At 51.9% G+C, this 26761-nt stretch carries 19 protein-coding genes; 5 read left to right on the top strand and 14 right to left on the bottom strand.

Annotated features, from left to right (window positions below):
* Positions 1-128 precede the first annotated feature (128 nt).
* The 4 genes from pth to IDM48_RS08645 all read left to right on the top strand — a co-directional run bounded on the left by pth (position 129) and on the right by IDM48_RS08645 (position 3317).
* Positions 129-710, top strand: a complete 582-nt coding sequence (gene pth, locus IDM48_RS08660; RefSeq protein WP_190616957.1) for an aminoacyl-tRNA hydrolase — start codon at positions 129-131, stop codon at positions 708-710.
* 213 nt (positions 711-923) lie between these two features.
* Complete coding sequence (locus tag IDM48_RS08655) at positions 924-2177, top strand: SufS family cysteine desulfurase (RefSeq protein ID WP_190618730.1); 1254 nt, start codon at positions 924-926, stop codon at positions 2175-2177.
* Positions 2178-2201: 24 nt separating this feature from the next.
* Positions 2202-2660 (top strand): Fe-S cluster assembly sulfur transfer protein SufU, encoded by a 459-nt coding sequence (gene sufU, locus IDM48_RS08650; protein ID WP_068172714.1) that lies wholly within the window; start codon positions 2202-2204, stop codon positions 2658-2660.
* Between the two features lie 231 nt (positions 2661-2891).
* Positions 2892-3317, top strand: a complete 426-nt coding sequence (locus IDM48_RS08645; protein WP_068172717.1) for an FAD synthase family protein — start codon at positions 2892-2894, stop codon at positions 3315-3317.
* An 86-nt stretch (positions 3318-3403) separates the two neighbouring features.
* On the opposite strand, the gene IDM48_RS08640 is transcribed toward IDM48_RS08645, so the two are convergent.
* From IDM48_RS08640 to IDM48_RS08585, 12 genes are all read right to left on the bottom strand, one after another.
* A complete protein-coding gene (locus IDM48_RS08640; protein WP_068172720.1) occupies positions 3404-3901 on the bottom strand; it encodes a DUF2505 domain-containing protein in 498 nt (165 codons plus the stop codon).
* A 184-nt stretch (positions 3902-4085) separates the two neighbouring features.
* The gene (locus tag IDM48_RS08635; RefSeq protein ID WP_068172722.1) at positions 4086-4715 is read right to left on the bottom strand and encodes a glycosyltransferase; all 630 of its coding nucleotides are present in this window, start codon (positions 4713-4715) and stop codon (positions 4086-4088) included.
* A 52-nt stretch (positions 4716-4767) separates the two neighbouring features.
* Positions 4768-5217 carry a glycosyltransferase family protein gene (locus IDM48_RS08630; protein WP_068172725.1) on the bottom strand — a complete coding sequence of 150 codons (450 nt, stop codon included), beginning with the start codon at positions 5215-5217 and terminating at the stop codon, positions 4768-4770.
* Positions 5218-5246: 29 nt separating this feature from the next.
* Positions 5247-6485: a YveK family protein gene (locus IDM48_RS08625; protein WP_190616955.1), complete on the bottom strand. Its 1239-nt coding sequence runs from the start codon at positions 6483-6485 to the stop codon at positions 5247-5249.
* 2 nt (positions 6486-6487) lie between these two features.
* Positions 6488-8002 (bottom strand): oligosaccharide flippase family protein, encoded by a 1515-nt coding sequence (locus IDM48_RS08620; protein ID WP_190616953.1) that lies wholly within the window; start codon positions 8000-8002, stop codon positions 6488-6490.
* Positions 8002-9300, bottom strand: coding sequence for an O-antigen ligase family protein (locus IDM48_RS08615; RefSeq protein ID WP_238397945.1), 1299 nt, complete (start codon positions 9298-9300; stop codon positions 8002-8004). Before IDM48_RS08615 ends, IDM48_RS08620 begins: the two co-directional genes overlap by 1 nt.
* Positions 9301-9308: 8 nt before the next feature.
* Positions 9309-10232, bottom strand: a complete 924-nt coding sequence (locus tag IDM48_RS08610) for a glycosyltransferase family 2 protein (protein WP_068172736.1) — start codon at positions 10230-10232, stop codon at positions 9309-9311.
* A gap of 2 nt (positions 10233-10234) precedes the next feature.
* Positions 10235-11005 carry a CDP-alcohol phosphatidyltransferase family protein gene (locus IDM48_RS08605; protein ID WP_068172763.1) on the bottom strand — a complete coding sequence of 257 codons (771 nt, stop codon included), beginning with the start codon at positions 11003-11005 and terminating at the stop codon, positions 10235-10237.
* 390 nt (positions 11006-11395) lie between these two features.
* Positions 11396-14365, bottom strand: a complete 2970-nt coding sequence (locus IDM48_RS08600) for a fibrinogen-like YCDxxxxGGGW domain-containing protein (protein WP_190616951.1) — start codon at positions 14363-14365, stop codon at positions 11396-11398.
* 6 nt (positions 14366-14371) lie between these two features.
* Positions 14372-15211 (bottom strand): hypothetical protein, encoded by an 840-nt coding sequence (locus IDM48_RS08595; protein ID WP_190616950.1) that lies wholly within the window; start codon positions 15209-15211, stop codon positions 14372-14374.
* 293 nt (positions 15212-15504) lie between these two features.
* Positions 15505-18396, bottom strand: coding sequence for a fibrinogen-like YCDxxxxGGGW domain-containing protein (locus IDM48_RS08590; RefSeq protein ID WP_190616947.1), 2892 nt, complete (start codon positions 18394-18396; stop codon positions 15505-15507).
* 342 nt (positions 18397-18738) lie between these two features.
* Complete coding sequence (locus IDM48_RS08585) at positions 18739-21390, bottom strand: fibrinogen-like YCDxxxxGGGW domain-containing protein (protein ID WP_190616946.1); 2652 nt, start codon at positions 21388-21390, stop codon at positions 18739-18741.
* A 499-nt stretch (positions 21391-21889) separates the two neighbouring features.
* On the opposite strand from IDM48_RS08585, the gene mfd reads away from it, so the two are divergent.
* Positions 21890-25507 (top strand): transcription-repair coupling factor, encoded by a 3618-nt coding sequence (gene mfd, locus IDM48_RS08580; protein WP_190616944.1) that lies wholly within the window; start codon positions 21890-21892, stop codon positions 25505-25507.
* A 76-nt stretch (positions 25508-25583) separates the two neighbouring features.
* Here mfd and IDM48_RS08575 read toward each other — a convergent pair whose 3' ends face one another.
* Together IDM48_RS08575 and deoC are read right to left on the bottom strand one after the other, a co-directional pair.
* Positions 25584-25904 carry a hypothetical protein gene (locus tag IDM48_RS08575; protein WP_190616942.1) on the bottom strand — a complete coding sequence of 107 codons (321 nt, stop codon included), beginning with the start codon at positions 25902-25904 and terminating at the stop codon, positions 25584-25586.
* Between the two features lie 141 nt (positions 25905-26045).
* A complete protein-coding gene (gene deoC, locus IDM48_RS08570; RefSeq protein ID WP_190616940.1) occupies positions 26046-26735 on the bottom strand; it encodes a deoxyribose-phosphate aldolase in 690 nt (229 codons plus the stop codon).
* Positions 26736-26761: the final 26 nt, after the last annotated feature.

Genomic DNA, 26761 nt, shown 5'->3' with positions numbered 1-26761 from the left:
ATTGGTGTGAGAGATGGCCCGTACCCTGCAGAGCAGGTGCGGGCCATTCTTGTGAGGAGAATTCTTTGCTGGAAAATCTAAAACGTAAACTAGCTGATATAACTGAAAGCTCTAGGGAAAGAGAAAAGATGAGCGACGCATGGTTGATTGTGGGCTTGGGGAACCCGGGCGCTGAATACGAAAAGACTCGCCATAATATTGGGCAGATGGTTATCGATGAGTTAGCAACTGAGGTGGGCGGCTCTTTCAAGCGGCATAAAGCCCGAGCAATGGTGTTAGAGGGACGCCTGGGCATGGGCGGGCCCAAAGTTATTTTGGCAAAGCCGCTCACTTATATGAATACCTCAGGTGGGCCGGTGGCGGGGCTTGCACAGTTCTATGGCATTAATCCAGAGAAAATTATTGCGGTACATGACGAGCTGGACATCCCTTTTGACACAATCAAGCTGAAAATCGGTGGGGGAGAGGGCGGTCATAATGGACTGCGCGATATGTCTAAGGCGCTGGGCACAAAAGATTATTACCGAGTCCGTGCTGGAATCGGGCGTCCACCCGGGCGGATGCAGGTCTCAGATTTTGTGCTGAAGCCCTTTTCCTCTACGGAAGCAAAAGAGCTTCCTTTCTTAGTGGGTAATGCCGCAGACGCCGTCCAATTGCTGATTTCCGATGGTCTGGTAGCAGCCCAACAGAAATTTCACTCGGCATCATAAATTTTTTGCCAGACGCCGTGCCGCTAGGGGGGTAGGTGTTCTCAACTGAGCTTGCCCTTACTACACAATTTTGCGCGCGGGGAATAAGCTATAAAAATATGTCGTTATGCCAAGAGAGCATGAACACGCGTAGATAATCGTCAATAAAAGGAAGAGCACGTGAGCACTAAATACGCTTTGCCAGAGAGTACCCCTCTGAACAATGAAACCGTGATGAAGCTTCGTCAAGACTTCCCCATTCTTTCTCTGGAAGTGAATGGTCACCCGCTCACCTACCTCGATTCCGGTGCTACCAGCCAGAACCCGGTTCAGGTTTTGGATGCCGAACGGAACTTCTACACGGGTGCTAACTCAGCGGTTCACCGCGGGGCACACACCCTGGCTGTGGAATCGACTGACCTCTTCGAAGAGGCCCGTCGTGTAGTTGCCGAGTTCGTTGGCGCCCGTGAAAACGACATTGTGTGGACGGCAAATGCTACTGAAGCGCTGAACCTGGTGACCTATTCTTTTGCGAATGCTTCTGAAGGGCTCGGGGGAGAAGCTGCCCAAAAATTTGCGCTCCAAGAGGGTGACGAAATCGTTGTGACCGAACAGGAACACCACGCGAATCTCATTCCTTGGCAGCAGCTTGCCAAGAAAACCGGTGCTACCTTGCGCTGGATTCCAGTGCTTGAAGACGGAACCCTCAACTATGAGGAAGCCGAAAAGGTCATCACCGCACGCACCAAAGTCCTAGCTTTTACCCATGTGTCTAATGTGCTGGGATCGATTACAGACGTCGATTATCTGGTGAAATTAGGTCGCCAAGCAGGCGCATTTATTGTGCTCGACGCGTGCCAGTCGGTACCTCACATGCCGGTCAACTTCCGCGAACTAGATGTAGATTTTGCTGCCTTTTCAGGTCACAAGATGCTCGCGCCAACCGGTATCGGCGTTCTATACGGTAAGAGCGAGCTCCTCAAAGATATGCCACCTTTCTTGACCGGTGGTTCTATGATCACCAAAGTCACCATGACAGAAGCTGAATTCATGGCGCCTCCCACCCGCTTTGAAGCAGGTACCCAGAAGGTATCTCAGGTGGTTGCACTTGCTGAGGCGGTACGATACCTGGGCCACCTCGGCATGGAAAACGTTCACGCCTGGGAAGCAGAACTGGGCAAACGTCTGGCTCAAGGCGTCAGTGAAATAAGCGGTGTGCGCCTGCTGGGGCCGGCCGTCGGTATGGAGCGAGCCGGAGTTGCTGCAGTACACGTCGACGGCGTGCACCCACACGACGTCGGACAGATTCTTGATACCGAAGGTATCGCCGTTCGAGTAGGACACCACTGCGCACAGCCGCTTCACCGGGCGATGGGGATTAACGCCTCAACCCGCGCGTCGGGTTACATCTACAACACCACCGACGACGTCGACCGGTTCTTGCAATCCCTCGCCACAGTGCGCCCCTACTTTGGCATCAACGACTAATATCAAGCTTTTCTAGGAGTAACGATGAGCGGACTCGAGTCCCTATATCAAGAGATTATTCTTGACCATTCCAAGCAGCGCACCGGTGAAGGGTTCGTAGATCCCGGCACGCATGCCAGCGCCGATAACCACCAGTACAACCCCACCTGCGGCGATGAGATTAACCTCCGCGTTGAGCTCTCGGATGACCGCCAGACCATTGAAAAAGTATCGTGGGAAGGGGACGGCTGTTCCATCTCGATGGCATCTGCCTCAGTTCTATCCGATATGGCTCCAGGAATGAGCTTGGGAGAATTCCAGGAGATGGTGGACAAATTCCGCGAAATGTTGCGCTCGCGCGGGCAGATTCAACCCGATGAAGAGTACTTTGGCGACGCCGCTGCTTTCGCAGGTGTCTCGAAATTCGTAGCACGCGTCAAATGTGCAATGCTTTCGTGGGTTGCGGCTGAAGAAGCCACCAAAGAAGCCACTGTAGCGAAGTAAACTTTTTCAGCCTGTATAGATGACGGCGGTTGCAGCAGGAGATGCAACTGCCGTCAGGATGCGTGCCAAGATAATATGTGACCCACCAGCATGAACGGCATCATATTTTGACCCCATCCGCTCACGAAAGGGGGTATACTGTCCACCAAACTAGGCGCAAGAGGTTTCGGTATGTCAGCTCCTATGTGGCGTAATATTATTCGCACACTCGTTTTTTGACTAAGGGAATTTATGAATATCGGTTACGCAGCAGGCGCTTTTGATCTTTTCCACGTAGGACACCTTAATATCCTCCGTGAAGCAAAAAAGAACTGCGACTACCTCATCGCAGGCGTGGTTTCAGACGAAATGCTAGAACTGACCAAGGGTCGCAAGCCTATTGTGCCTCTGGCAGAACGCATGGAAATTGTCTCCCACATCGACTTCGTGGACGAAGTACGCGCGGAGACCGTCAAGGATAAGCTAGAGACCTGGGAATCAGTCAAATTCAACACCTTCTTCAAGGGTGATGACTGGAAAGGCACTCCAAAGGGTAAAGATCTCGAAGACCGCTTTGCTGCGGTAGGCGTGAACGTCGTGTACTTCCCCTACACCGCACACACTTCTTCTACTAAGCTGCGCGCAGCTCTTGCAGCGCTCACCCCCAACGCAGCATAAAATCTAATAGCTAAAGCTCAAGGGCGGTTCCTGAATTTTCAGGAACCGCCCTTGAGCTTTAAGATTTATAGGTTTAAAACCGGAAATTACTTCTGCTGAAGCCACTCTTCGATGTAACCACCGAGTTTAGTCATTACTTTACCCACGTAAGGCTCAGCGGCAGCAGCAATCTTCTTGCCCACCAAAGGAATACCACAGGAAACTTCACCGGAAACATTAATAACGGTCTGCTCGCCCTGAGGAACCAACTGCTGTGAAGCCTTAGCGGTCACAGGCATGCCCGTAACGTTGATTTCTGATTCTACGGTGCGCGCACCATCTGCAGCGGGCGCAGAAACAGAATCAACCTGAGTCATCTTCAGACCTTTAGAGACAAACTTCTTTGCCATATCAGGAACACGATCTGCACTCACCGCACGGGTTGAGGTCGCGGTAAAAGCACCCGAAGGATCGCCGTCAACTGAGAAACCTTCAAAACCAATCTTCAACTTATCGCACACAAAACGTGCGAAATCCTCAGATGCAAAAGCCTGTGCAACCTGATCAACAGTTGCGTTTACAGTGGTTGTTTCATTAACAGCCATAACACGTACCTCTCTATGAAATGAAAGCACCCATCGGTGCTCTATCTTCTAATATCTTATACGGAATACGCACAAGGCGCCCAACACGATATGAGCTATAAGCTATCGCATTGAGCGCCCTGTAGAAATCATCAAGCCCTCTAGAACCTGGCGGAATAGGTTATGCCGCCAAAACTATCTCAGACTAACGAGAAAACTTCTCTCCGACGATTCCCAAAACTACTTGCTTCCAACGACGAGCAAACTTGCGTACGTCGTGGCCGGGGGAGGGGGCAAAAGTTTCAAAAACCTCGGAAAGCCGAGCCGATGCTTCGTCAGCACCAGGACGACGACGGGAACCACGATATTTCTCTGGGTTCGCCAAAGCATCATCTAGCTTCTGGTGCAGGTCCTTGGCATCCTGAGCAATAACTGTCTCACCATAAGACTGCATCACCTTGGAGAACTCAACCTGGTGGTTATCTACCACTTCCTCAAGCTCAGCCTGGCGAGGAACAGAAATTGGAATAACTCCGACTTCGCGCGCGTCCAAAATTGAACCGGGGCCGCCCTGCACCAGTACGGCGGTAGCATTCTCGTAGATCTTAAGCAGATCTTTACGAGGCATGCGGTCTACGTTGTCGGTGGAATTACGGGGGCCTTCCGTAAAACCATGCTGAAAGAGGCAAGTTACCTCAGGATGCTGAGTCAGGTAAGACTCTACCCAACCTACCAATCGATCAAATTTGTGATAGTCAGTTCCAATGGAAACCACAAGATCGTAATGAGGCACGTCCTCTTCCACAGGTTTCTGGGGATCGCTGCGTGTTGCCATGCGATTAATCTACTTTCTAAGAGATGGAGTGAGTAAGCAAAGAGCGAGGGAGCTACATAATCGCGCCGATATTAACCGACTCGGGGAATGCCTTCTGTTGCTCTTCCCATTGAACAACAAAAAGGTCGCTCATGGGGTAGCATAAGCGTCCGCTCATTGTCGGCATCGTGATGCGATCGTAAGCTTCGATAAAGACAGTGCGAATGCCTAGAATCTTTGCCACTGCGAAGAAAGAAACTGCGACAGCAGCACCAGACGTGATGACGACGTCGGGCTTCTCCCTGCGCAGAGTACGCCAAGCGACTCCCACATTGCGCACGGCATTTGGAATGTTGCGAGTAGTGGGGAAATAAACCCAATCAATCTTCTCGCCGTCCAACGCCGCTTTTACCTCAGGTAGCTCAAAAGTTGCCCAGGTGCGATCGTGTTGTTTCCAGAACTTATCAATAGCGATGAGCTGGGCAAGGTGACCGCCCGCGCTCGCTACATAGAGTGCTTTCATTGTGTTGTTATCCCCCAAAGATGTGTTGCTTAGGATGCCAGATAGACGTATTCGATATCGGCGTGTGAAGTGCGTGCTGCGAGCTGGGCAAATTCACGAAGTTGTGCAGAATCGGTGGAAGAATCCACCACGATAAGAGCTGCCCCTAGATTTTCAGCCGCTGAGAGAACCTCAGAGAACCCTGCTTCATGAGAAGCGACAACGACGGTTGGCTGATCAGCTACTGCCTGGAATGTCGGCTCATTGGAAAGCGCCGTTGAGATGGAGTCGGTGAAATGAACGTTTTCCTGAGAAATAGATTCACCCACGACCGAAGCATACTGCTCTGCCAGCTGAGGGGTCGGCGAGTAGACGATGACTCCGCGGTGATCTTCTGAAGAAACATGTCCGACAGGAGCGCCCAACGCCATCAGTGCCCGGCGAGTATCCTCAACCTCGGAACCGCGACGAATGTGAGACACAGGACCCCGAACAACCTCTTCGGCACGATCAGCATGAGCCAGTTTGCGGGCACGAGAGTCTGCAATCCATGCCAAAACAGCTCCAATGAGAAGACCGAGGCAAGCACCCACCAAAGCAGTCTTGAGCATGCCCAGGTTCTGGGATGCCTGAGGAGCCTTAGCTTCGCTGATAACACGGCCAGCTTCAGTGTTAGTCAGCTGAATCTGAGCAAGCTTTTCAGTCAGAGTTGCCTTGACCTGCTCTGAAGAATCCTTAGGAAGATTATCCAGTTCTTTCTTAGCTTCCTTAGCAGCGGCGTCTACGCGCTCCTGTGCTGCTTCGGTGCGTACCTTCAGGTAGGACTTCGCGATGGAGTTAGCGTAAAGTGCTGCGTCTTCGGGATTATCTGCAGTTGCAGTAATATCCATGACTTCGGTACCGGAGTGAGGTGCTACCTCAACGTTGTGTACCAAACGTGAGACGAGCCCTTGGTCGTTGACGTCGATTTCCTTAGCAGCTTCTTCAGCTACTTCACGAGAAGCGGCAACGCCTGCTTCTGTATCAATCTTCAGAGTGAGCTGGTTGCTTGCCAATGCATTGGGGTCTGGCGAGACGGGGGTCGCCAAAACGGTAGCGGTTGCTTGATATTTGGGAGTTGCTGCAACCGAAGCCAGGGCGCCTAAGATAGCGCCAATAATGACGGCGGTCAGAATAATCAAAGGATGACGAAGCATCTTCTTGAGCTGGTCGGAGAGCGAAACTGCCCCTACCGCCTGATTTGAACGCTGCGAATCCCCACTCGCTCTGCGTGCTGCTACTTTAGCCATGTTTAGTTGCTCTCTTTCGATGCAAAGTGTTTACCAATTCTTTTTTTCTTTTTTCGAGATTTGAAAATCATCTCGACGCCCATCGCGTGTCTAAAGACGTAGAGCAGGATGCCGTAGATCGGAATCACGATGGCCGCGTAGACAAAGAGTTGAACCCAGCCCATCCCCATGAACCAAGTCACTCCTAGCGCGCCCAAAAGAGGTACCCCCACGCCTGCAAGCATGATGGGGAACATTTCGGTGGGTTTTGCGCTAATACCTACTAATTTCAGAACTTCATAGGAAGCCAAAGCGGTATCCACCAGAATAGCTGCGGCCCATGCCGTTACTGCTCCCCAAATCCCATAGGTAGGTACCAAGAGGAAATTTAGGATGAACGAAACAGCCAGCGAGGACAGCTTGTTATAGAGCTGCCACCGCGACTTACCGCTCATCAGTAGAACTGACTGGACACCGCCGGCTGCCATCATAATCATCATGGCAGGGCAGATCACCCAGAGAATTCCTGCGCCCCGGTCGAATCCCTGACCAAAAACGGTCATGAGAACAGGTCCGAAGAACGCCAACGTGATGTAGAAGGGCCATCCAATTGCGATGAGGGCTCTGGTGTTTCCTAGAAAGATACGACGGGCTTTATCCAATTCGTTGGTGGCGATAGCCGCGCTGATAGAGGGACCGGTCACAATTCGACCGGTGTGTTCTACCATCACGCCCATGCGCACCATACGGTTGACGGCGCCGTAGATACCCGAAGCGACAACGCCGCCATATGCTGCCACAAAAAGTACGTCGATCCATTCGAGGATGGATTCAACCACTGCAGAAACACCGCGTGCGGCGCTAAACCCCCAAAAGGTTTTGGCGGTCTCTGCAGGAACGCTACCTTCTGCGACATCGTCTTCAGCGCGCGGCATGTATTTGCGAACCAAGACCAGGGCGATCAATCCAACAACCACCACAGGAATTGCCCATGCCAGTGCCAAAGACAACATTGAGCCAGCCATGCTTACTACCAGCAACACTGCCAGAATGCGCAGAGTGGGTAGCAGAACATTCTGGAGAGCGGTAAAAGTAACCACTCGGTTGAGACCGCGAAGCACGCCAAAACAAATTGTCATGGCGGCAGCGGCAATCAAGAACGGTGCGGAGACATTTACTGCCACCCGGTAGTCATGATCTAGTGACGGAGTCAGTGCCGGCAAAGTATAAATGAGTGCCACTACAGTGAGCCCGATAGCAATGCACAGCGAAGGAATAGTCGCAAAACGAATCAAACGCGGTATTGCCGAGTAACGACCCACCGCCCGCTGGGCAGAAACCGTACGAACCAAACCCGTGTCCGAGCCAAAAACCGAAAGCGACGTGCCAATCGTGAAAAGCGCCATCACCTGGAAAAATAGACCCGCGCCAGCTTCGCCTAGCCCGTGCGTCACTACTAAGGTAGCGACGAACGCCGCGATTGCTCCATAGACTACGAAGAGGGATGAAAATGCACCGCTCTTAGCAAGTGAGGGCATTAAATCCCCTCCCCATTAACTTGAGATCTCATAATCATGGTCAGACACAGCATCATGGCTGCCATCTGCATAATGTCAAAGCTGTAGAAGATAAAGACGCAGATCGCAGTGACAGGTACCGAATGAATCCATAGCCCAGCTGCAGACTGCACATCCCAGGTGGAGATGATGGAGGAAAGCATGAAGATGACAAACAATGCAAGCCCCACTAACCCAAAGCAGAACATCAGAGCCCACAGGTAACCCTGAGTGCCCATAGAAATACCAATGGATACATTCATTCGAGACGTGCCGTAGCCGACCACAGGCGACTGCATGACGGCGTCCCACGTTGCCTGATACAGCGAAGCACGACCGCCGGTAGAATCTGAATATTCCTGGCGGCCAAGAATCTTGGCAATAGCACCTGAAGCAAACAGACCTGCGACAGCAAGCGCTGCAGCGACCACCGAGTAGAAAGCGACTTTCAAGTTACCGCTGAGTACATAGCGAAGCACTACATACACCACGGCGATGCCCAAGCCAATGAACATTCCACGGTTACTGGTAGCGATGGCAGGCACCAAGCCCAAAATAATGGAGATACCCAAAATAATTTTGGTGCGAAGCTTATCGGCTGCCATCAAGGTGGCAATCACGACCGGCGTCAAGAAAGTGAACGCCAGACCCCAGCTATTAGCGTAAGGAAACGGTGCCGACGGGCGAATATATGGCTCAGGAGCGCCCCAAGGTAACTGGATTTCAGCCAGCGGTGGCATGACGTAGTCACGAACCAATTCGTTCTGTTTCAACCCGCCAGGAAGCAAAAAGCTCATAGGGGTAGTGAGGCGGAACTCTGGGAAGAGCAAAGCCAAATAGCCCAAAATCACCACGGTGTACCAGACCGTGACAAGACCGCCCATCAGCCCTTGATTGGTGATAGATGTACGTGCATTGAAGAAATACACGCCGTAGATACCTACGTTGAGAATATTTACCCAACGAAGTCCCCACGCCAAAATATCGCTACCCCCGTGAAGGGATACTGTACACACCACGCACCAAAAAATAAGGGCAAACCAAATCCACTGTGTCTTGTAGACCAAGATGTTTCTGCGCACCACCATATAGAAGACCATGATGATGGCGAGAATAGTAGGGGCAAACTGACCCAAGCCAAGAGCCCAGATCAGAGGAAAACCATACAGAAGAGTATAAAGAGGCCAGGCAGGTAACGCTGGAATCTTTGAATACGCTGAATCAACAGAGCTTCTTGCAAAGCGTTCGCCCTGTTGAGGCATAAAGAGGGTGGAAAGCATTAGACGCCTTAAAGACCGCGACCGGTTTTGTTGACCAGATCGAGAAGGGTCTGTGGCTTGATAACGCCGGTGGAAACAACATAGGCTGCCCATCCGCGCAACTGCGCAGGGTTGCGACGGAGGGTAGATTTAGCGTACGCCTTAGCCATTTCGCGATTGCCCAAAGCCGCATACGCAAACGCAATCTGACCCGCGATGCGAGCAACGCCCTTGGGGTGACGTTCGAATTCAGGAAACTTGCGCAACATGTAGGTTAGACCGTCAATCATTGACTGCCATTTACCGGCAAAGAAGGAGGGGCGATCCCACAGTACCAAAATGAGTGCCTCGGGAACGGAAGCTACCGGACCGAACCGGGTGGCGCGCAACAACAAGTCGTAGTCTTCACCGTAAGCCGCCGGAAGATCTTCATCTACGGGGCCAATTTTGCCAGAAGTCAGCAGATCTTCACGACGGTAAAGCATTGCTGAAGGGTGAATCTCGGTAATGCGGGAAATCAAGAAGTCATCAAAAGTTGCGGTAGCGGGTGCAAGGCGTTCAATATCTTGCCCACCTGAGCGCACGGTAATACCGGAAGAAATGGCTGAAGCTTCAGGGGTCTTTTCCCATAGCTCGATTTGCTTGCGAATTTTGGTGGGGTACCAGTAATCGTCGTCGTCGCAGAAACCGATGAATTCACCGGTTGCGGTGGAGATACCAGTATTGCGACCACCTGCAAGACCTTGCGGACCGTTGTTCAGAACGGTCTTCAAAGTGCGGTTCGAAGGAATCTCTAAATCGGAGAGCGAATCGATTTCCACATGGTCAAAAACAACAATGACCTCGATGGGACCTGCGTAGTCCTGCTCAAAGATGGAGCGGACGGCGGTGCGCAAGAGCTCAGGGCGCGAACCAATAGTTGCAATAACTGCTGAAACCTGAGATGTAGTCATGTTTATGCCTCCTGGGCGGGCTGCGAGAGTGAAATAAATTTACGGCGCATTGAGAGCGCTGTAGTTGCGAAGTTAGCCAGGAATAGAAGTCCGTAGACCACGATGAAGCCCCAACCCCATCCCCAGAAAATGAAGATCCAGCAGAAAGTGCCGGCATCCATATGTAGGTTGATGAAGGAGCGCATGGTTCCACCGGCTGGAGGGGCAGCTGTTTTGCGCTTGGTGCGCAACTGCTCCGCGAGAATCTGGCTCATGAAGTGGCCAACGGTGAGTACAGCAAAAGCCATAGGAAGCCACCACAGAGCCCAGCCGTGTACAGGCCAGTGATCCTGGAAGCGGATGAAACCGACGAGGATTGCCAAATGCTGGGCAGGGGTACGGATGGAATCCACCACGTGATCGAGCCATTCGCCTGCAGGAGATGATGCTCCGGTGACTCGGGCTACCTGGCCGTCGGCAGAGTCCATGGCATAACCCAACGCAAAGAAAACTGCGACTAACAGGGCTGTCCAGAATGAAGGTTCGAGAAAAATCAACGCTAAGATGCCCACGAGTGAGAGGGCAGAGCTGATGGCGGTGACGCCGTTGGGGGTAACTCCAAATTTGACCGCTGCCGCTGCAAAGTAACGGGCAAAACGACGGTTTACCCAGCGGGTATAGGCGGGAACGCCATGCCCTGGTTTCTGTGCAGCTCCCAAAGCTGCAAGAGTATCTCGAAATCCTGTTGGCTGAGATGAAGATCTAAGGTGCGAACTCAAGTGTATTTGACCCATCATGTTGATCCGTTGATAAAGGAAATAACCTTTATATACGGTCGTATTTATTGTTAGCGAGTATGTATGGGCGTAAATTACCCATTGTTATGCAAAATACTACCGATGTGCACGTTAGAAAGCCGGTAGCAACTCCATTTAATCGAGTTTGTGGGGCATTATGTGCCTAGCGAAGCGCTGTTTTGAGCGGTCTACATCACTTAGGTACGTAATCACCATCAAATAAGTGGCGAATCCTGAAGAATTATTCTGACCTTCCGACCCTATATTGGGTGCTCAGATGAAAAGAGAAATCACTATAGAACAGCGGGTCCAAAAGTTTGTCAGAACTTTTGGACCCGCTGTTTTCGCCTGGCATTTCACCAATAAAATATTGATGAAGCTATAGCCTTACTTCTTTAAAGTTGCCTGCATATCAAAGCTCACTCCAGCATTGGACTGGCGGTAGCCATGAACTGAAACAGCAATAACGTTCTTACCCTGCTTCAATGAAGAAGCTGGAATGCTAACTTCAAGAGGAGAATTGATTCCCTGATTGTTGGTTTTGGAGCTACGTGCAAGTGAGAAAGGAGTAATCGTTCCAGTCGCCATGTTGTCGCGCTTGACTTCTTGACCATTCACGTAGAGAACAGTGCCATCGTCTGAACGGTAATTTAGAACCAGGTTCTGGTAATCAGCCGGGTTATTGATGGTGATTTCTTTACGAAGGTAAATGGAGGAAGGCTGGCGCCATGGAGTGTTATTCAGCTGAGTCTTCAGACTTGGAACATTCCAACCCATTGGAGTTGCGGCATTACCCCAGGAACGTACTGTGGTGTCGTAATTCTTCCATGTATTGCTGATGAACCAGGGGCTTACCTGATAGTTCCAGTTATCACCGTAGGCAACTGCCACCTTGTCCTCTACTACCGGAGCCGGAGTAGTGGGCGCGGGAGTGGTAGGTGCCGGGGTAGTGGGCTCAACAGTAGGCTCTGTTGTAGGTACCGGGGTAGTAGGCGCTGGAGTAGTAGGTTCAGCAGTCGGAGTTGCGGCTGCGGTCGCTACTGCAACCGGAGTAGTTTCCGAGTAGTTACCGGAATCATCAACCGAGCGCACGAAGTACCGTGAATCACCAGTATTCTTAATTTCGAAAGTGGTTTGACCCTTGGGCACAGTTGCAATGACGCGGTTGTTGCGAAGAACCTGGTAAGTAGTACCCGCAGAGGTATTGCTCTTCCACGTCAACTTATCTATGCCATCCACGGTAGTAACCGCAAGGTTAGAAGGAGCTGCAGCGGGAGTAACGTCTGCAGGGGCGTAGCGAGCGAAACCAACGGTATTTTGGACGCCGGAAGCACTCATGGTCTTGGTGATGTCGCCGCCAACCCACAGGTTACCCTTGGAATCAGTAAAGCTTTCCCAAATTCCATGACCCTTTTCACCGGCGATGTTGGGGTTGAACTTAGGCAAAACCTGACCGGTCTTCGCATCAAATGCGCCAATGAGGCGAATCATATCGATGTTCTTGTTCTCATTCCACGGACCGTCGTGGGTTTCTCCGCCTTCATAGACCCAGTCACCACAGTGGCAAGCTCCATAAATAACGTCGCCGTTCTTGGAGATGTCCTGGAAATCGCCACCGGATTTAGTGATGGATGAAGAGAGACGGCTCATATCTGAAGTGCGGTACTGAGCGAGAAGGTGCTCAGCGCCACCGGCAAATACGGTGTCCCCAGCGGTCTGAACATCAAACTGGAAACCCTGCTTACCTTCTGTGAGAGGGTTAGTGTAGGAAAGCTTCCAGTTCCAGTCCTTCTGCTTTTTACCCGTGGTGGGGTCCAAAGCAGCGAGCTTGTACTGAGAGTCAGTGCCGTTGGTGGTGAAGTAGCCTGCAGCGTAGACCGCGCTACCGTCGTCCGCAGCAGAGATACCGTTGACTGAACCGTTGAAGTTGGGGCGCCAATTCCAGTCCACTGAACCAGACTTCATATCAAAACGTGATGCATTACGTGCGTAAGCAAAGTTTGTCGAAGTTGCACCCTTGACATGGGTGAAGGAACCACCGATGTAGAGGTAACCGTTCTTTTCCTGAATGGTTTTTACGACGGAAGTACCGCTGGTCAGTCTGTTTTCAACTTTCCAGTCAAAAGTATGATCGATTTGACCGGTTGCTGGATCAAGTACAACAAATCCTGCCGCTGGCTCACCATTGACCTCGTTGAACTCGCCACCTACAGCAAGTTTGCCGTTAGAAAGTCCCTCAACAGCTTTAATCTGACCGTTGAACGTAGGGGTGAAGCCGCGCACCAATTCCTGGGTATCAACATCGAACCCAGCGAGGTAAGCCTGCTCAACTACTTCACCGCTACGACTGACAACATTTTTGAAGTCGCCGCCGGTGAAGACTGTGTTACCCACCTGAGAGATAGCCTGAACACGGGTGTTCATTTCGGAGGTCGCACCGGTGCCGGATTCGTTAGAAGTGCGCCACTTCATGGTGGAGGAGTAGTTATTGGGAAGCTGGGTTTGCTTCTCGGCACCCCAACCCGCATCAGGAATATCCTGGAAGCCTGCGTCATCCTGGGTCAAGGTGGGGCGCACATAAACCTGGGTGAAAGGCATAGCTGAGCGACCGGTAGGAGTCCACAAGTAGGAGCTGGCAGAATTAGTGCCGGTCATGTAAGCACCGTAGCTGAAACCTAGGTTCCAGTTGAAGTCTGCGGTCGAAGTGAACGACATAGCGTTCATGCGGTTATTCCAGTTACCTACACGACCGATGCTGGAAGCATAATTAGCGTCTGCATCGTACCCGGAGGGGTTATCGAATGAGATATTGGACCAGCTTGCATAGCCCTGAAGAGCCCAAGACCAACGGGTAGTGCGATCACGGTGCGCACGTACTTCCTGCCAAGCAGAGCCATCAGAGTTGGCAGCGCGCTTGAAACGAACGCCATCTTGGAGATCAGAGGGGGACTTGCCATCAAGCAAGCCGTTGACTGTCTCCGAGGGGAGCTGAACAGGCTTGAACGCATCGGTGCCATCGGGGTTAGATGCTAAGTCAGCGGCCTTGCCCTTGCCGGCGTATTCTTCACTCCATCCCTCACGGCCACGTCCAATCAGAACCCAGCCGCCGCCGTCAGTTTCCTGGTCGCAGTAAAACTGCTCAGGAGCTTCCATGGCAGGGGTGTACAGCCAATAAGAGCCCGATTTTGAAGAAGGGTCATTTTTCTTGATTTCATAGCAGGATGCTGCCGCTTTGTCGCTGGAAGAACCATCGACGGTGGGTGCTGCCTGCGCTACGGTCAGCGGCAACAGCGAAGCGCCCAAGGCGAATGCTGCTGCAGAGGCTGCTACCGAGCGTGCGAGTGATATTTTTTTCATAATTCTTTAGCAATCCGGGTTATTGGGAAAATCGTGGGAGGCAATTTTCCAGTTGCCGTTATCTTCAACAAGAGTGAAGATGTTGAGTGATTTTTTGGGGGTATTGGGGTCGGTCAGCGTGTTGCCAGCGCTGTCTTTGACCTTTACATCGGATGAATCGATGCAAACTTCAAGAACCTTCGCGGGAGCACCGTTGTACTTGGAATCAGCAACTTTGGGCTCACCTACGATTTTAGAGGTCCCCTCCTGCTTCCAGTCATTGGTTCCAAATTCCAGGGCGTTAGCAGAAAATTCATCGCTAGCGCTACCGGTGGAGACCTTTTCAATGTCGGAGACTGTTTTATCATCCAGAGCAAGGTTCGGGGTATTGGTGTTATCTTCCTTGGAGCTACTCGCTGAGTCGCTTTCCTTGTCCGATTTAACTTCTACAGTTCCTACAGCAGTGAGTACTTTTTCGTAAGAAGAATAAAGGTCTTGAGTCTTAGTGACTTGCTCGTTCGAGAGGTCAGTAGATTTTGCCGAAGAGAGAGCCTCAGCACCGGCATAGTTTTCTGAAGGAGCATCCGCAGAGTCTGATTCTTTGTTCTCCGCTGCTTTTTCTTTAGTCTCCACTGCTTTGGAGGTGGCAGCATTTGCCGAAGGAGATGCCTTCTGTGAGGCGCTGGGTGAGGATGTAGAACTTGAGGTGGATGCTGACGACGATGCCGCGGAGGAGGAAGATTCCGCAGGAGCCGAATCAGTGGAATTGTCGGAGCAGCCGCTTAAAAGGAGCGTTGCTACTAAGGATGCCGACAGCACAGCGGGGGCTACCAGCTTTTTCTGCGTGCGATATTGAGTTAAGTACATATGTGCCTCTAAAGTGATGTGGCGATTCAGCCCTCTTGATGAGAAGAGAGCGTCTTTCAGATCAAAATATTTTTATGCTTGCGAGCGATGCGATTTTTTCCTCAAATATTATTTCCCGGGAAAATAATCAGCTGTTCTAATTTTAGATTTGTTGGCTCAGATAATCATTCACCAATTTGTACCCATATATGTGTTGTGGTGGGAGATGTGGACTACAAAATTCAGCATTTTGGGTGGAGGGGCTGGCGAAGAGTATCCGCACCAGCCCCTTGCCTGGGGATAATAAGCTGTCCCTATTGTGGGTTACGCACTTCTCTATCAAGTGCTATTTGAGTGTCAAATGAAATGGGACTGTTGCGCCAATTCGCGTGTGTTTCAACCGCAATTACGTTGGAGCCTTCTACCAGTTGATTAGGCGAAACGTCGATTACAAGAGGAGCGGCAGTTGCACTTGATTGCGACGGCGCTGTGTTTGCATATGTGGTAAAAGTAGGTTGCTGAGCGGAGATATTCTTACGCCCCACTTCCTTCCCGTTAAGGTAAACCACCACTCCATCGTCGGCTACGGTACTAATCTGAAACTTCTTGACTTCCTCCAAAGAATTCACAGAAATTTCTTTACGGAAATAGACACTTATAGGTGATTTATCACCGCGATCGATGACGGTAGCCAAGTTAGAACTACCCCAGCCCAGCGTCGAAACACCTGAACTCCACCCAGTTTCAGTCGTCGCGACGTCCTTCCACGAAGAATCTAAAGCAGCTAGACCGAGTTTGTACTGCCACTGGTCTCCGGTAGAGACGACTTTTTGAGAAATTATCTCGGGAGTAGGAGTTGCTGGGGTTGACGGTGTAACGGGAGAGAGAACCACTGGCGTAGAAGCTGAGATGTTCCCCGCACTATCCATTGCACGGACAAAGTAGCGTGCGCCGTCCTGATGATTCAGAGAGAAAGTTGATTCAGAGGTCGAGCCCACCACACGGTTATCTCGAATAATTTGGTAGACAACACCGCTTTCAGCACTCTTTGTCCAGCTCAATTTATCTGTTGCGTTATCAACGGAAACTTGAAGATTTGTAGGAACCATAGGAGCTGCTGAATCCCGAGGAGCAAATCGGGCAAAACCTACAGTATTCTGCACCCCATAAGCACCGAGTGAAGTGGCGATATCGCCACCTGCCCACAACACACCGTTTGAATCAGTGAAAGATTCCCAGACGCCGTTGCCATGAAAGCCTTTGAGTTGCGGGTTGAACTGGGGGAGGTATTTACCTGTTTCCGCATCCCAAGCACCCATCAAACGAATCTGTTGCACGTTGGTTGCTTGATTCCAGGCGTTCTTCCAGGAGTCTGCGTCCTGGTACATACCATCGCCGCAGTGGCATCCTGCGAAAACAACTCCGTTGTGGTAGCTCAAATCCTGGAAGTCTCCGCCGTCTTTGGTGATGGAGCTAGAAAGACGAGTGAAATTATCTTTTGTGTATTGGGAAATCAGGTGCTCTGTTCCGCCGGTCCAGACTGATCCTCCGACATCCTGAACATCAAATTGATAGCTCCATTCTGGTGTACGCGCCTCGTCGAAGCTAGGCTTCCAGTTCCACTGCGCTGTCAGCTTGGCATCCACTGTGTTCAGCGAGGCGAGGCGAAACGCTGACTCCGTGCCCACCGTAGAAAAATATCCGGCTGCAAAGACTTGCTTGCCATCTGCCGAAGCATTAATACCGTTGACCGTTCCATTGAACAAAGGACGCCACTTCCAGTCCACCCCGCCGTTATCCAAGCGGAACCGGGTTGCGTTCTTAGAATATGCAGCAACTGATGACGTATTGCCGCGGGCATGCGTAAAGGTTCCACCTACATAGAGGTAGTTGCCTTGAACATCAAGAGTATTTACTGCTACGACTCCGCCAGTATTTCGGTTTTCTAATCCGATGTTCCACGAGGTGTCAGTGACACCTGTTGCCGGATCAAGCAGCACTAACCCAGCTGCTGGCTTACCGTTGACCTCGGTAAATTCGCCGCCCACTGCCAACTTACCGTTGGGCAAACCAATGACGTTTTTAATCTGCCCGTTAAAGATAGGGGTAAAACCGCGTACCAACTCACCGGTATTAACATCAAAACCAGCTAAGAATTGCTGATTCACTACTTCGCCGTCAGCGCTCACCAGATTCTTAAAGTCGCCACCAACGAACACAGTATTTCCGACCTGTCCGAAAGCTTGTACCAGGGTGTTGTGCTCACCCACTACGCCAGTTCCAGTTTCATTGGAAGTACGCCATCGCATCTTATCTGAATAACTGTTGGGCAGGGCACGCTGGGTATTTGCCGGAGTACCTGAATCTGCAATATCCGCAAACTTCAGATCGGACTGAGTAAGTTTAGGGCGCAGAAAGACTTGCGTGAAAGGAATAGCATTGCCAGCTGTGGGAGTAGCTCCCCAAATGTAAGAGGTTGCGTTATTCTCACCGTAAACACTAGGACCAAACGCGAAACCGAGATTCCAGTTCTGAGCTGCTTTGCCAGCAAAAAGAATGGTGTTGACCGTAGAGCTGTACTGAGCAATACGATCCATAGTCCCAGGGTAGGTTTTGCTCCAGGGAGAAGTAGGGCCGTTATCGAAAGAGATATTGGACCAGTTAGCCCATGAAGAAAGCGCCCACGACCAATTCTGAATCTGGTCACGGTGAGCGTAAGAATTTTGCCATTTTGTTCCCGCTTTATCGGTGGCACGGTAAAAGCGAACACCGTCGTCTAGGGCGCTGGGTGCTTGCCCATTCAGGAGGGCATCCACGGTAGTGGATTTAAGCTGAACGGGTGAAAAGGCATCAGTACCATCGGGGTTAGCCGCGATATCTGCTTCATTGCCCTTGCCCTCGTAGGTATCGGTCCACCCTTCACGACCGCGGCCGATCATAACCCAGCCTCCACCATTGGTTTCCTGATCACAGTAAAACTGGGCAGGAGCGCTCATCTGGGGCGTATAAAGCCAGTAAGATCCAGATTTTGAGGCGGGATCATTTTGCTTGATTTCATAGCAGGACGCCGCAGCGGTGGCGCTGCTCAAACCATCCGCTTTGGGAGACGTAGCCGGCTGAGCTTGTGCTGGAAGAGCTACTAATGAGATGCCGCTCAAGGCGATTAGGGCAGCTGCCGTCATTTTTTGACGTAGTGAAATTTTCATAAAGCCTCATGGGGAAAATGCGAGAGATTGAAAGTGTATGTTTGAGCCGACGGTTGTACGGAGCAACAGACAATGTCATTTTAGGTTACTGAGCGGTAAATAATGCTTAAGACATGAACGGCAACTAGAGCTGATCAACAGCTTCCGCGCTTTTTGTAGAACACTATTGATTTAGTTGTCAGCTCTATATGACAGATGCGCGGGCAGATTCTGCTTTAAAAGCTATGAGCCGCTCGTTGAAAAATCATGAATGATTTTTCAACGAGCGGCTCATTTACCTCACTGAAGTAAAACTAGCGAAAGGGTATCGGCACGTTCCGCACAATGCTCTCAGGTCTTAAATTACTTCTGACCTACGCTGGTGTGTGACGCGGGATCAGTGTGATTCTGCCCGGTTTCGTTACCATCGATAATCTCAGGCTTGACGACAGGCTTAGGGTCGGTAACTACCGGCTGAGCCGTAGGCTGCTGAGTAGGGGCAACGGTGGGTTTAGCGGTTGTAGGTGCGGTTGTAGGAGTCGGCGAGGGCTTCGCAGTAGCCGTAGGCGCAGTGGTGGGAGACGCCGTGGGGCTCTGAGAAGGCTGTGCCGAGGGGCTTGCGGTAGTGGACGGAGTAGGCTGAGCAGTCGGTTCGCTCTTTGCTGCAGTAGCGACAGGGGTTGAAGCGGAGTAGTTTCCAGCTGCATCCATTGCACGGACAAAGTAGCGTGCACCGTCTTCGTGTTCCAACTCAAACTGAGTGGAACGAACGGTAGCAATCACGCGATCATTCTTCAAAACCTGGTAAACAGTACCGGCGTCGTTAACGCCAGACCAAGTCAAGCGATCCTTGCCGTTGGTGGTCTTTACCTGAAGATTGGTGGGAGTGGGAGGAGCTACGATGTCGCGAGGAGCAAATCGAGCAAATCCTACAGTTTTCTGCGTGCCCTTCTGACCCAATGAAGAGTTGATATCTCCACCTACCCAAAGAGTGCCGGTGGAATCAACAAACTGTTCCCAGATGCCGTGACCCCTCTTACCAGAAATTTGCGGGTTGAAGTCAGAGAGAACTTCACCGGTCTCCTCATCAAAAGCTGCGGTGAGGCGAATCTGGTGCACATCGGTTGCCTGAGCGAACGGTGAATCCCAGGTATCTGCACCCTGGTAAATGGCGTCTCCACAGTGGCATGAACCGTAGACGGTACCCTTGTTGACCAAGATGTCCTGGAAATCTCCACCCTGGCGGGTAATAGAAGAGCTCACGCGCTGCAAATCATTTTGGTTGTACGAGTGAATAATATGCTCCGAGCCACCTACCCAAACGGTGTCCTGACCAGCTTTAACATCGAGCTGGAAGCCGGCACTGGGGTTAGTGGACTCGTGAGAAGACTTCCACTGCCAATCGCGCGCAAGCTTACCATCAGTGGTGTTGAGGTCAGCTAGGCGGAATGCGGGCGCACCGTTCACAGTTGAGAAGTAGCCTGAAGCGTAGACGTCGGTTCCAGCTTCGTTAGCGGAAATGCCGGTCAACGAACCGTTGAAGTTAGGGCGCCAGTTCCAATCCACGCTCTTGTTGTTGAGCGTGAAACGTGCTGCATTCTTAGAGTAGGCGTAGGTATCGGAGGTGCTGCCCTTGACATGGGTGAACTTGCCGCCGATGTAAAGGTAGTTTCCCTGTACGTCGAAAGAGCGAATGCTAACGTCGGTGTTAGCATTGCGGCTTTCCAGGTTCCACTTGTAGGAAGGGTCGATTGCACCGGTGGCAGGATCAAGTACGACGATACCGTTATGAGCTTCACCATTAACCTGGGTGAATTCGCCACCCACAACCAGCTTTCCACCGGGCAGTGCAGCTAGAGCTTTAATCTGCCCGTTGAAGGTGGGCATAAATGTGCGAACTAGCTCGCCAGTGTTGACGTCGTAACCTGCGATGTAGGACTGTTGAACTTTTTCACCGGTATCAGCGTTTTCAACGTACTTGAAGTCACCGGCGGTGAAAACGGTGTTTCCAACCTGTTCGATAGCCTGAACATAGGTGTGCAATTCGCTGGTGTTTCCCGATGCGGTTTCGTCGCTAGTACGCCACTTAACCTTTTCCGAGTAGCTATTAGGAAGAGCGCGACGGGTGCTTGCTTCGGTGCCCTGATCGCCGATTTGGCTAAGGTTGAGATCCTGCTGGGTGATTTCGGGGCGAACGAACATTTGCGAGAAGGGAGCAGCATAACCGCCGCCTTCGGTCGGCGCCCAGAGATATGAATCCGCTGCTGGTGAACCGGTTACACGGGGACCGTAGAGAAAACCGTTGTTCCACTGGTTAGCGGCTGAACCTGCAAAGAAGATGTTGAAATTTGAGTTAGTGGAGTTCAACGCGATGCGACCGTCGAAAGGGTCGGTTGCCTTATACGCAGTGTTGTCAGCGCCATTGATGACGAGGTTGCTGTAGTGGGCAGGCTGGGTAAATTCCCAGGACCAGTCTTGAATGTTATCGCGGTGCAAACGAATTTCTTGGTTCTTTGAACCATCAATGCTGTTAGCGCGCTTGATGCGCAGACCATCGGCAGACAGCTCGCTGGGAGCTTTGCCATTCAGAAGCGCGTCAACGGTGTTGGAAGGAAGCTGTACCGGTTTGAAGGCATCAGTGCCATCGGGGTTGCTTGCCAGTGAATCTGGGTTGCCGATGCCGTTGTTCTGCGTGCTCCAGCCCTGGCGTCCGCGACCAATCATGACCCAGCCGCCGCCGTCAGTTTCCTGATCGCAGTAGAACTGTGCAGGTGCCGCCATCTGAGGGGTGTAGAGCCAGTATGAGCCTGACTTGGAATCAGGATCGTTTTTCTTAATTTCAAAGCAGGACGCCGCAGCGGTGGCACTTGATTTGCCGTCTGCAGTGAACTGGGTAGTAGATGATTGAGCAGCATTATCTACTGCGCCTGCAGGTGAGATGGGTGCACTAATAGCACCAAGCATCATAAAAGAGCCTGCGATAGAAAACGCTTTTCGCGGAAAGGCGCGTGTCATTATTCCCCCATATAAATCAATAAGTGCGAAGAGCGCTGAACTTTCCTTCTCGGTTGCGAAACCGATTTCCCCGAACTCGGTTGCGAAGCCGATTTCCCCGAACTCGGTTGCGAAGCCGATTTCCCCGAAGGAAGTTGCGCGCTAAGTCCTTATTGTTGCAGTTTTCGAGCGCGTGTTTGAGTGGAATACGGCGTTTGTGGGCTGTATGGAGAACATGGGGGACAAAAGCATGATGCCGTTATACTTTGGGGCGAAAAGATAGTTTGATAGGCGGTTATGCTATTTAGATTCGCCCCAAATGAGTGAATTTGCCGGATGAAATAGGGACATAGCACAACTAAAGAATGAAGTTTCAAAACGTCTGTGTCGGAACCTGAATCCGCTGCTTTCTCTACTTTCGCTAGAGGTGAGAAGTTCCCGTTTTTTCTGTATCTGTTCCGCGGGCTATGGGATAATAAACAAGCATTTTGAGGCATACTTCGCTAGAAAGAAGCAATTTATGAGTCTGCGGGGTCTTACCGCTCTTCTATCCCACGAACCAGGTTTTGACCGAGTTTCTCAGGCAGCTGCGCAACCGCTGGCTGCCCGAGCAAGCGAGCTCATGATTGGTGCCGTGGACGGCATCCGCCCTGTTCTCTTGGCTGAGATTGCTGAGAAGGTTCGCCGGGCGGGGGAAACTAACTCCACCGTATTAGCGGTGGTGGCGACCGAGCGGGAAGCCGAAGATACTGCCGCTGCCCTCGAATCTTTCTTACCTGCGGAGGAAATTGCGCTTTTCCCTGCCTGGGAAACCCTGCCTCACGAACGTCTTTCACCGCGCACCGATACGGTAGGTCAGCGGCTGACGGTGCTGCGCCGTCTTGCCAGTGGCAAGGCTCCCAGTATTATCATTTCGCCGGTGCGAGCCGTGATTCAGCCGATGGTTTCCGGTCTCGAACTGATGGAACCTGTCACGCTCAAAGTAGGGCAGGAGCGGGACTTTGATTCCGTGGTCAAAGACCTCTCAAACGCCGCATATTCGCGGGTAGACTTGGTGTCAAAACGCGGCGAATTTGCCGTGCGCGGTGGTATTTTGGATGTCTTTTCTCCTGTGGCAGATCACCCGGTGCGTATTGAATTTTTCGGTGATGAAATTGAAAACATCCGGTGGTTCTCCGTCGCGGATCAACGCACGCTCAACCAGGGCGAGCAACCCGACTCAATCACAGCACCACCCTGCCGTGAACTTCTTATTACTCCCGATGTGATGTCCCGGGCAGCACGACTCAAAGGAGACTTTCCTGGGGCTGCCGCCATGCTCGAAAAAATTGCCGGCGGCATTTATACCGAAGGCATGGAATCGCTGACTCCGCTTCTGGTTGAACACATGGTCACGCTCCTGGAAATTCTGCCCGCAGGTTCACTTCCTATCGTTCTAGAACCCGAGAAAGTACGCACTCGTGCAGCTGATCTGGTAGCAACCAACGAAGAGTTTTTGCTAGCCGCATGGGAATCTGCTGCCGACGATTCCAACGCGCCTATTGATCTCGGACAAAACGCCGCAGGATTCGCCGCCGGTGCGTTCCGGTCGGTGGCGGACGTGCGGAAGACGGCATTGGACCGCAACCTCGGCTGGTGGGGTATGACCGCGCTGGGGGTAGACGATGCTATTGATGACGGGGTTGATTCGCTCACCATAGATGCGCGAGTACCTCATGCATTCGCAGGTAACGTTAGCGAATTGCTCGATGAGGTGAAGAACAAAGTTCGCGAAAATTGGCAGGTTATCGCTGTAACCGACGGCCCTGGTTCTTTAACCCGGTTGCTAACAGTTTTCCAGGACGCCGAAATCCCCGCCGCCCGCGTCGACTCCTTGGAAAACGAACCTGAGCCGGGCATCATCGAGTTGACTACAGCCTCAGCAGGTAAAGGTTTCGTGCTGGAGAGCGCCAAAATTGCGTTCTTCACCGAAGCAGATATTTTGGGGAGATCCTCTGCCTACACCTCGCGCGATGCTCGTAGCACCAAGCTACCTGTGCGTCGTCGTAAAAATGCGGTGGATCCGATGTCACTCAAGACCGGTGACTTTGTAGTACATGAACAACACGGTATCGGTCAGTTCGTTGAGCTAGTCCAGCGCCCCATCGCCGGTGCGACCATTAAACCCGGTCAGCCTAAACCAATGAAAGAGTACCTGGTCTTGGAGTATGCGGCGTCAAAACGAGGCGGGGCAAAAGATCGCCTGTTTGTGCCCACCGACCAGCTAGACCAGGTCTCAAATTACGTGGGTGGCGACGCCCCTACTCTCTCAAAAATGGGTGGCTCAGACTGGGCGAAAACCAAATCCCGCGCTCGCAAGGCAGTCAAAGAGATTGCCGCTGACCTCATCAAGCTATATTCGGCGAGGCAAGCCTCGCGCGGGCACTCCTTCGGGCAGGATACGCCCTGGCAGCACGAGCTCGAAGAAGCCTTCCCTTACAACGAAACACCTGACCAACTCTCAGCCATCAATGATGTTAAAGCGGACATGGAACGGGAAGTTCCCATGGACCGCCTCATCTCGGGCGATGTTGGGTATGGCAAAACAGAAATTGCTGTGCGCGCTGCTTTCAAAGCGGTGCAAGATGGCAAGCAGGTTGCGGTGCTTGTGCCCACTACTTTGCTGGCGCAGCAGCATTATGAAACTTTCAATGAGCGTTTTTCGGGGTTCCCCGTTCGCGTGCGCGTTCTCTCTCGTTTCCAAACAAAGAAAGAATCTGAAGAAACACTCGAAGGTATTAAGAACGGCTCGGTAGACGTGGTAATCGGCACCCACCGTATTCTCTCGCAGAGCACCCAGTTCAAAGACCTGGGTCTGGTTATTATTGACGAAGAGCAGCGGTTCGGCGTTGAACACAAGGAAAAACTCAAGCAAATGCGAACTAACGTGGATGTTCTCGCGATGTCCGCTACCCCGATTCCTCGTACCCTGGAAATGTCGCTGACCGGCATTCGCGAAACCTCTACCTTGGCTACACCCCCAGAGGAACGCCACCCGGTTCTTACCTATGTGGGGGCTCGAACCGACAAGCAGATTTCTGCAGCGATTCGCCGTGAACTCATGCGCGAGGGCCAGGTTTTCTTCGTGCATAACCGTGTTTCATCGATTGAACGAGTAGCGGGGGAGTTGCAGCAGCTGGTTCCCGAAGCTCGAATTGCGGTGGCACACGGCAAGATGAGTGAATCCCGACTAGAGCAGATTATCGTTGATTTCTGGGAACGAAAGTTCGATGTTTTGGTCTGTACCACCATCGTTGAAACTGGCTTGGATATTTCTAACGCCAACACCTTGATTGTGGATCAGGCACAAAACTACGGTCTCTCGCAGCTTCACCAGTTGCGCGGTCGAGTGGGGCGTGGGCGCGAACGCGCTTATGCCTACTTCCTCTATCCCTCAGACAAAATGCTCGGTGAAGTCGCCCTCGAACGTCTCAAAGCTGTGGCAACCCACAATGAACTGGGCGCAGGCATGCAGCTTGCCATGAAAGACCTTGAAATTCGCGGCGCAGGCAACCTGCTCGGCGGCGAACAATCCGGTCATATTGCCGGCGTGGGGTTTGACCTCTACCTACGCTTGGTCGGTGAAGCGGTGGCTAATTTCCGCGGGGAGAACGACGACGCCGCACCGGCAGAAATCAAGGTAGATCTACCGGTCAATGCCCACTTACCGCACGAATACGTTTCCTCCGAACGTCTGCGTTTGGCTGCCTACCGGCAAATTGCCCAGGCACTCACCGAAGAGGAACTTGCCGAGGTACACGAAGAGTTGGTGGACCGATACGGTGAAGTGCCAGAAGCTACTGAAAACCTTTTCCGTATCGCTTCCCTGCGTCTGCGCGCTCGCGCTGCTGGTATCAAAGAAATCGTTGCGATGGGGCCTAAGGTTCGTTTCTATCCCGTCAACGATCTTCCAGACTCCAAACAGATGAGACTTACGAGAATGTACCCCGGTTCTTTGCACAAGCAGGTTCCCGGTACCGAACAGTGGCAGATTCTGGTACCCCGACCTAAGACAGCGCGAGTTGGCGGCAAAGACCTCCAAGACGAAGCCATGGTTGAGTGGACCAGCGATTTCCTCAAGGCGATCTTCGAAAGCTAGAAGGGTACAGCAAAAGGTCCGCTTCTCTCACCTATGAGAGAAGCGGACCTTTTATTTATGGACTGAATCTAAAGAATTAGAGCAGGTTCAAATCAGTGCCATTCTGGGCAGTGTGAGTGTTGGTCTTAGAAGACAGCAGATGGAAACCAACGAACCAGGAGACCATCATCAAAACAACGGAGCCAGTCCAGACCATCCAGCCGCCATCGGGGTAGAAGCCTAACGTGAAAATGCCGAAGACAAAAATAGCCATAGCAATGACGAACAGCAGGATGTTTTCACCGAGCCGACCTTCGCCTGAGTGCTGGGGACCGCGAGGGTTATCTGCGCCGCGTTGCATGCCGAAAGACTCCACGTTTGAACGTTCTTGTGCATCTTGCTGATTGGTATGTGCCATCAATGCTCTCCATCAGGTACCCGTTCAAAGACGGGGAATGTATGTGTTTACTGTCCAGTATAGGCGGTGGGGAAATCTTATGCACGATGTGTTAATAAAATTTCCCCACCCCTCTACTTCTGCCAGAATTTAGCGGGCCTTCTAGTAGGAGCCCTCGGACGCTTCGCCTGCACCAATAATCGCTATACCCTTTGAAGCACCAATACGGTTGGCTCCTGCTTCAATCATTTCCAGAGCTTGCTCGCGGGTACGGACGCCGCCGGATGCTTTCACACCAATATCCGGCCCCACAGTCTTGCGCATCAGAGCAATATCGGCAGCGGTAGCACCGGAGGAAGAATAACCGGTGGAAGTTTTCACAAAGTCGGCACCTGCTTCAACTGCCGCTTCACATGCAAGAACCTTCTGCGCGTCGGTCAACTCAGAAGTTTCAATAATGACCTTCAGCTTTGCTGCGCCGTCGTGGCATGCCTGGGCGACAGCTGAAATATCAGCAACCAGGGCGTCGCGATCTTCTGCAATTGCAGAGGCAATATTGATGACCATATCGACCTCTTGCACACCTGCGGCTACTGCAGTTTTTGCTTCAAACGCTTTGACCTCGGTGGCGGATGCGCCGAAGGGGAAGCCCACTACGACACATGCCAGTACAGCCGAGCCCTGTAGCTCATCTGCCAAAACGGAAGCCCACACGGGGTTTGCACACACCGAAGCAAAGCCAAATTCTTTTGCCTCGCCGCACAGACGGCGTACGTCAGCTTCAGAGGCATTCGGTGCCAAGATGGTGTGGTCAATCATTGCCGCGAGTTCTTCACGGGAGAGTTCAGCCATGATTTCTTCTTTCATTCTTTATGTGT

This window comes from Rothia amarae, from assembly GCF_014705945.2.
GTDB classification, from domain to species: domain Bacteria; phylum Actinomycetota; class Actinomycetes; order Actinomycetales; family Micrococcaceae; genus Rothia; species Rothia amarae.
The sequence above is the reverse complement of the archived record's forward strand: the minus strand, read 5'-3'. Positions and strand labels throughout refer to the sequence as shown.

Bases quoted from the DNA above. Each gene is read 5' to 3' on its own strand.
- IDM48_RS08630 (WP_068172725.1), bottom strand. From the start codon at position 5,217: ATGAAAGCACTCTATGTAGCGAGCGCGGGCGGTCACCTTGCCCAGCTC.
- IDM48_RS08620 (WP_190616953.1), bottom strand. From the start codon at position 8,002: ATGCCCTCACTTGCTAAGAGCGGTGCATTTTCATCCCTCTTCGTAGTC.
- IDM48_RS08635 (WP_068172722.1), bottom strand. From the start codon at position 4,715: ATGGCAACACGCAGCGATCCCCAGAAACCTGTGGAAGAGGACGTGCCT.
- IDM48_RS08585 (WP_190616946.1), bottom strand. From the start codon at position 21,390: ATGACACGCGCCTTTCCGCGAAAAGCGTTTTCTATCGCAGGCTCTTTT.
- IDM48_RS08625 (WP_190616955.1), bottom strand. From the start codon at position 6,485: ATGGCTAAAGTAGCAGCACGCAGAGCGAGTGGGGATTCGCAGCGTTCA.
- IDM48_RS08595 (WP_190616950.1), bottom strand. From the start codon at position 15,211: ATGTACTTAACTCAATATCGCACGCAGAAAAAGCTGGTAGCCCCCGCT.
- deoC (WP_190616940.1), bottom strand. From the start codon at position 26,735: ATGGCTGAACTCTCCCGTGAAGAACTCGCGGCAATGATTGACCACACC.
- IDM48_RS08640 (WP_068172720.1), bottom strand. From the start codon at position 3,901: ATGGCTGTTAATGAAACAACCACTGTAAACGCAACTGTTGATCAGGTT.
- IDM48_RS08600 (WP_190616951.1), bottom strand. From the start codon at position 14,365: ATGAAAAAAATATCACTCGCACGCTCGGTAGCAGCCTCTGCAGCAGCA.
- IDM48_RS08590 (WP_190616947.1), bottom strand. From the start codon at position 18,396: ATGAAAATTTCACTACGTCAAAAAATGACGGCAGCTGCCCTAATCGCC.
- pth (WP_190616957.1), top strand. From the start codon at position 129: ATGAGCGACGCATGGTTGATTGTGGGCTTGGGGAACCCGGGCGCTGAA.
- IDM48_RS08575 (WP_190616942.1), bottom strand. From the start codon at position 25,904: ATGGCACATACCAATCAGCAAGATGCACAAGAACGTTCAAACGTGGAG.
- IDM48_RS08655 (WP_190618730.1), top strand. From the start codon at position 924: ATGAAGCTTCGTCAAGACTTCCCCATTCTTTCTCTGGAAGTGAATGGT.
- IDM48_RS08605 (WP_068172763.1), bottom strand. From the start codon at position 11,005: ATGGGTCAAATACACTTGAGTTCGCACCTTAGATCTTCATCTCAGCCA.
- IDM48_RS08615 (WP_238397945.1), bottom strand. From the start codon at position 9,300: ATGCTTTCCACCCTCTTTATGCCTCAACAGGGCGAACGCTTTGCAAGA.
- sufU (WP_068172714.1), top strand. From the start codon at position 2,202: ATGAGCGGACTCGAGTCCCTATATCAAGAGATTATTCTTGACCATTCC.
- mfd (WP_190616944.1), top strand. From the start codon at position 21,890: ATGAGTCTGCGGGGTCTTACCGCTCTTCTATCCCACGAACCAGGTTTT.
- IDM48_RS08610 (WP_068172736.1), bottom strand. From the start codon at position 10,232: ATGACTACATCTCAGGTTTCAGCAGTTATTGCAACTATTGGTTCGCGC.
- IDM48_RS08645 (WP_068172717.1), top strand. From the start codon at position 2,892: ATGAATATCGGTTACGCAGCAGGCGCTTTTGATCTTTTCCACGTAGGA.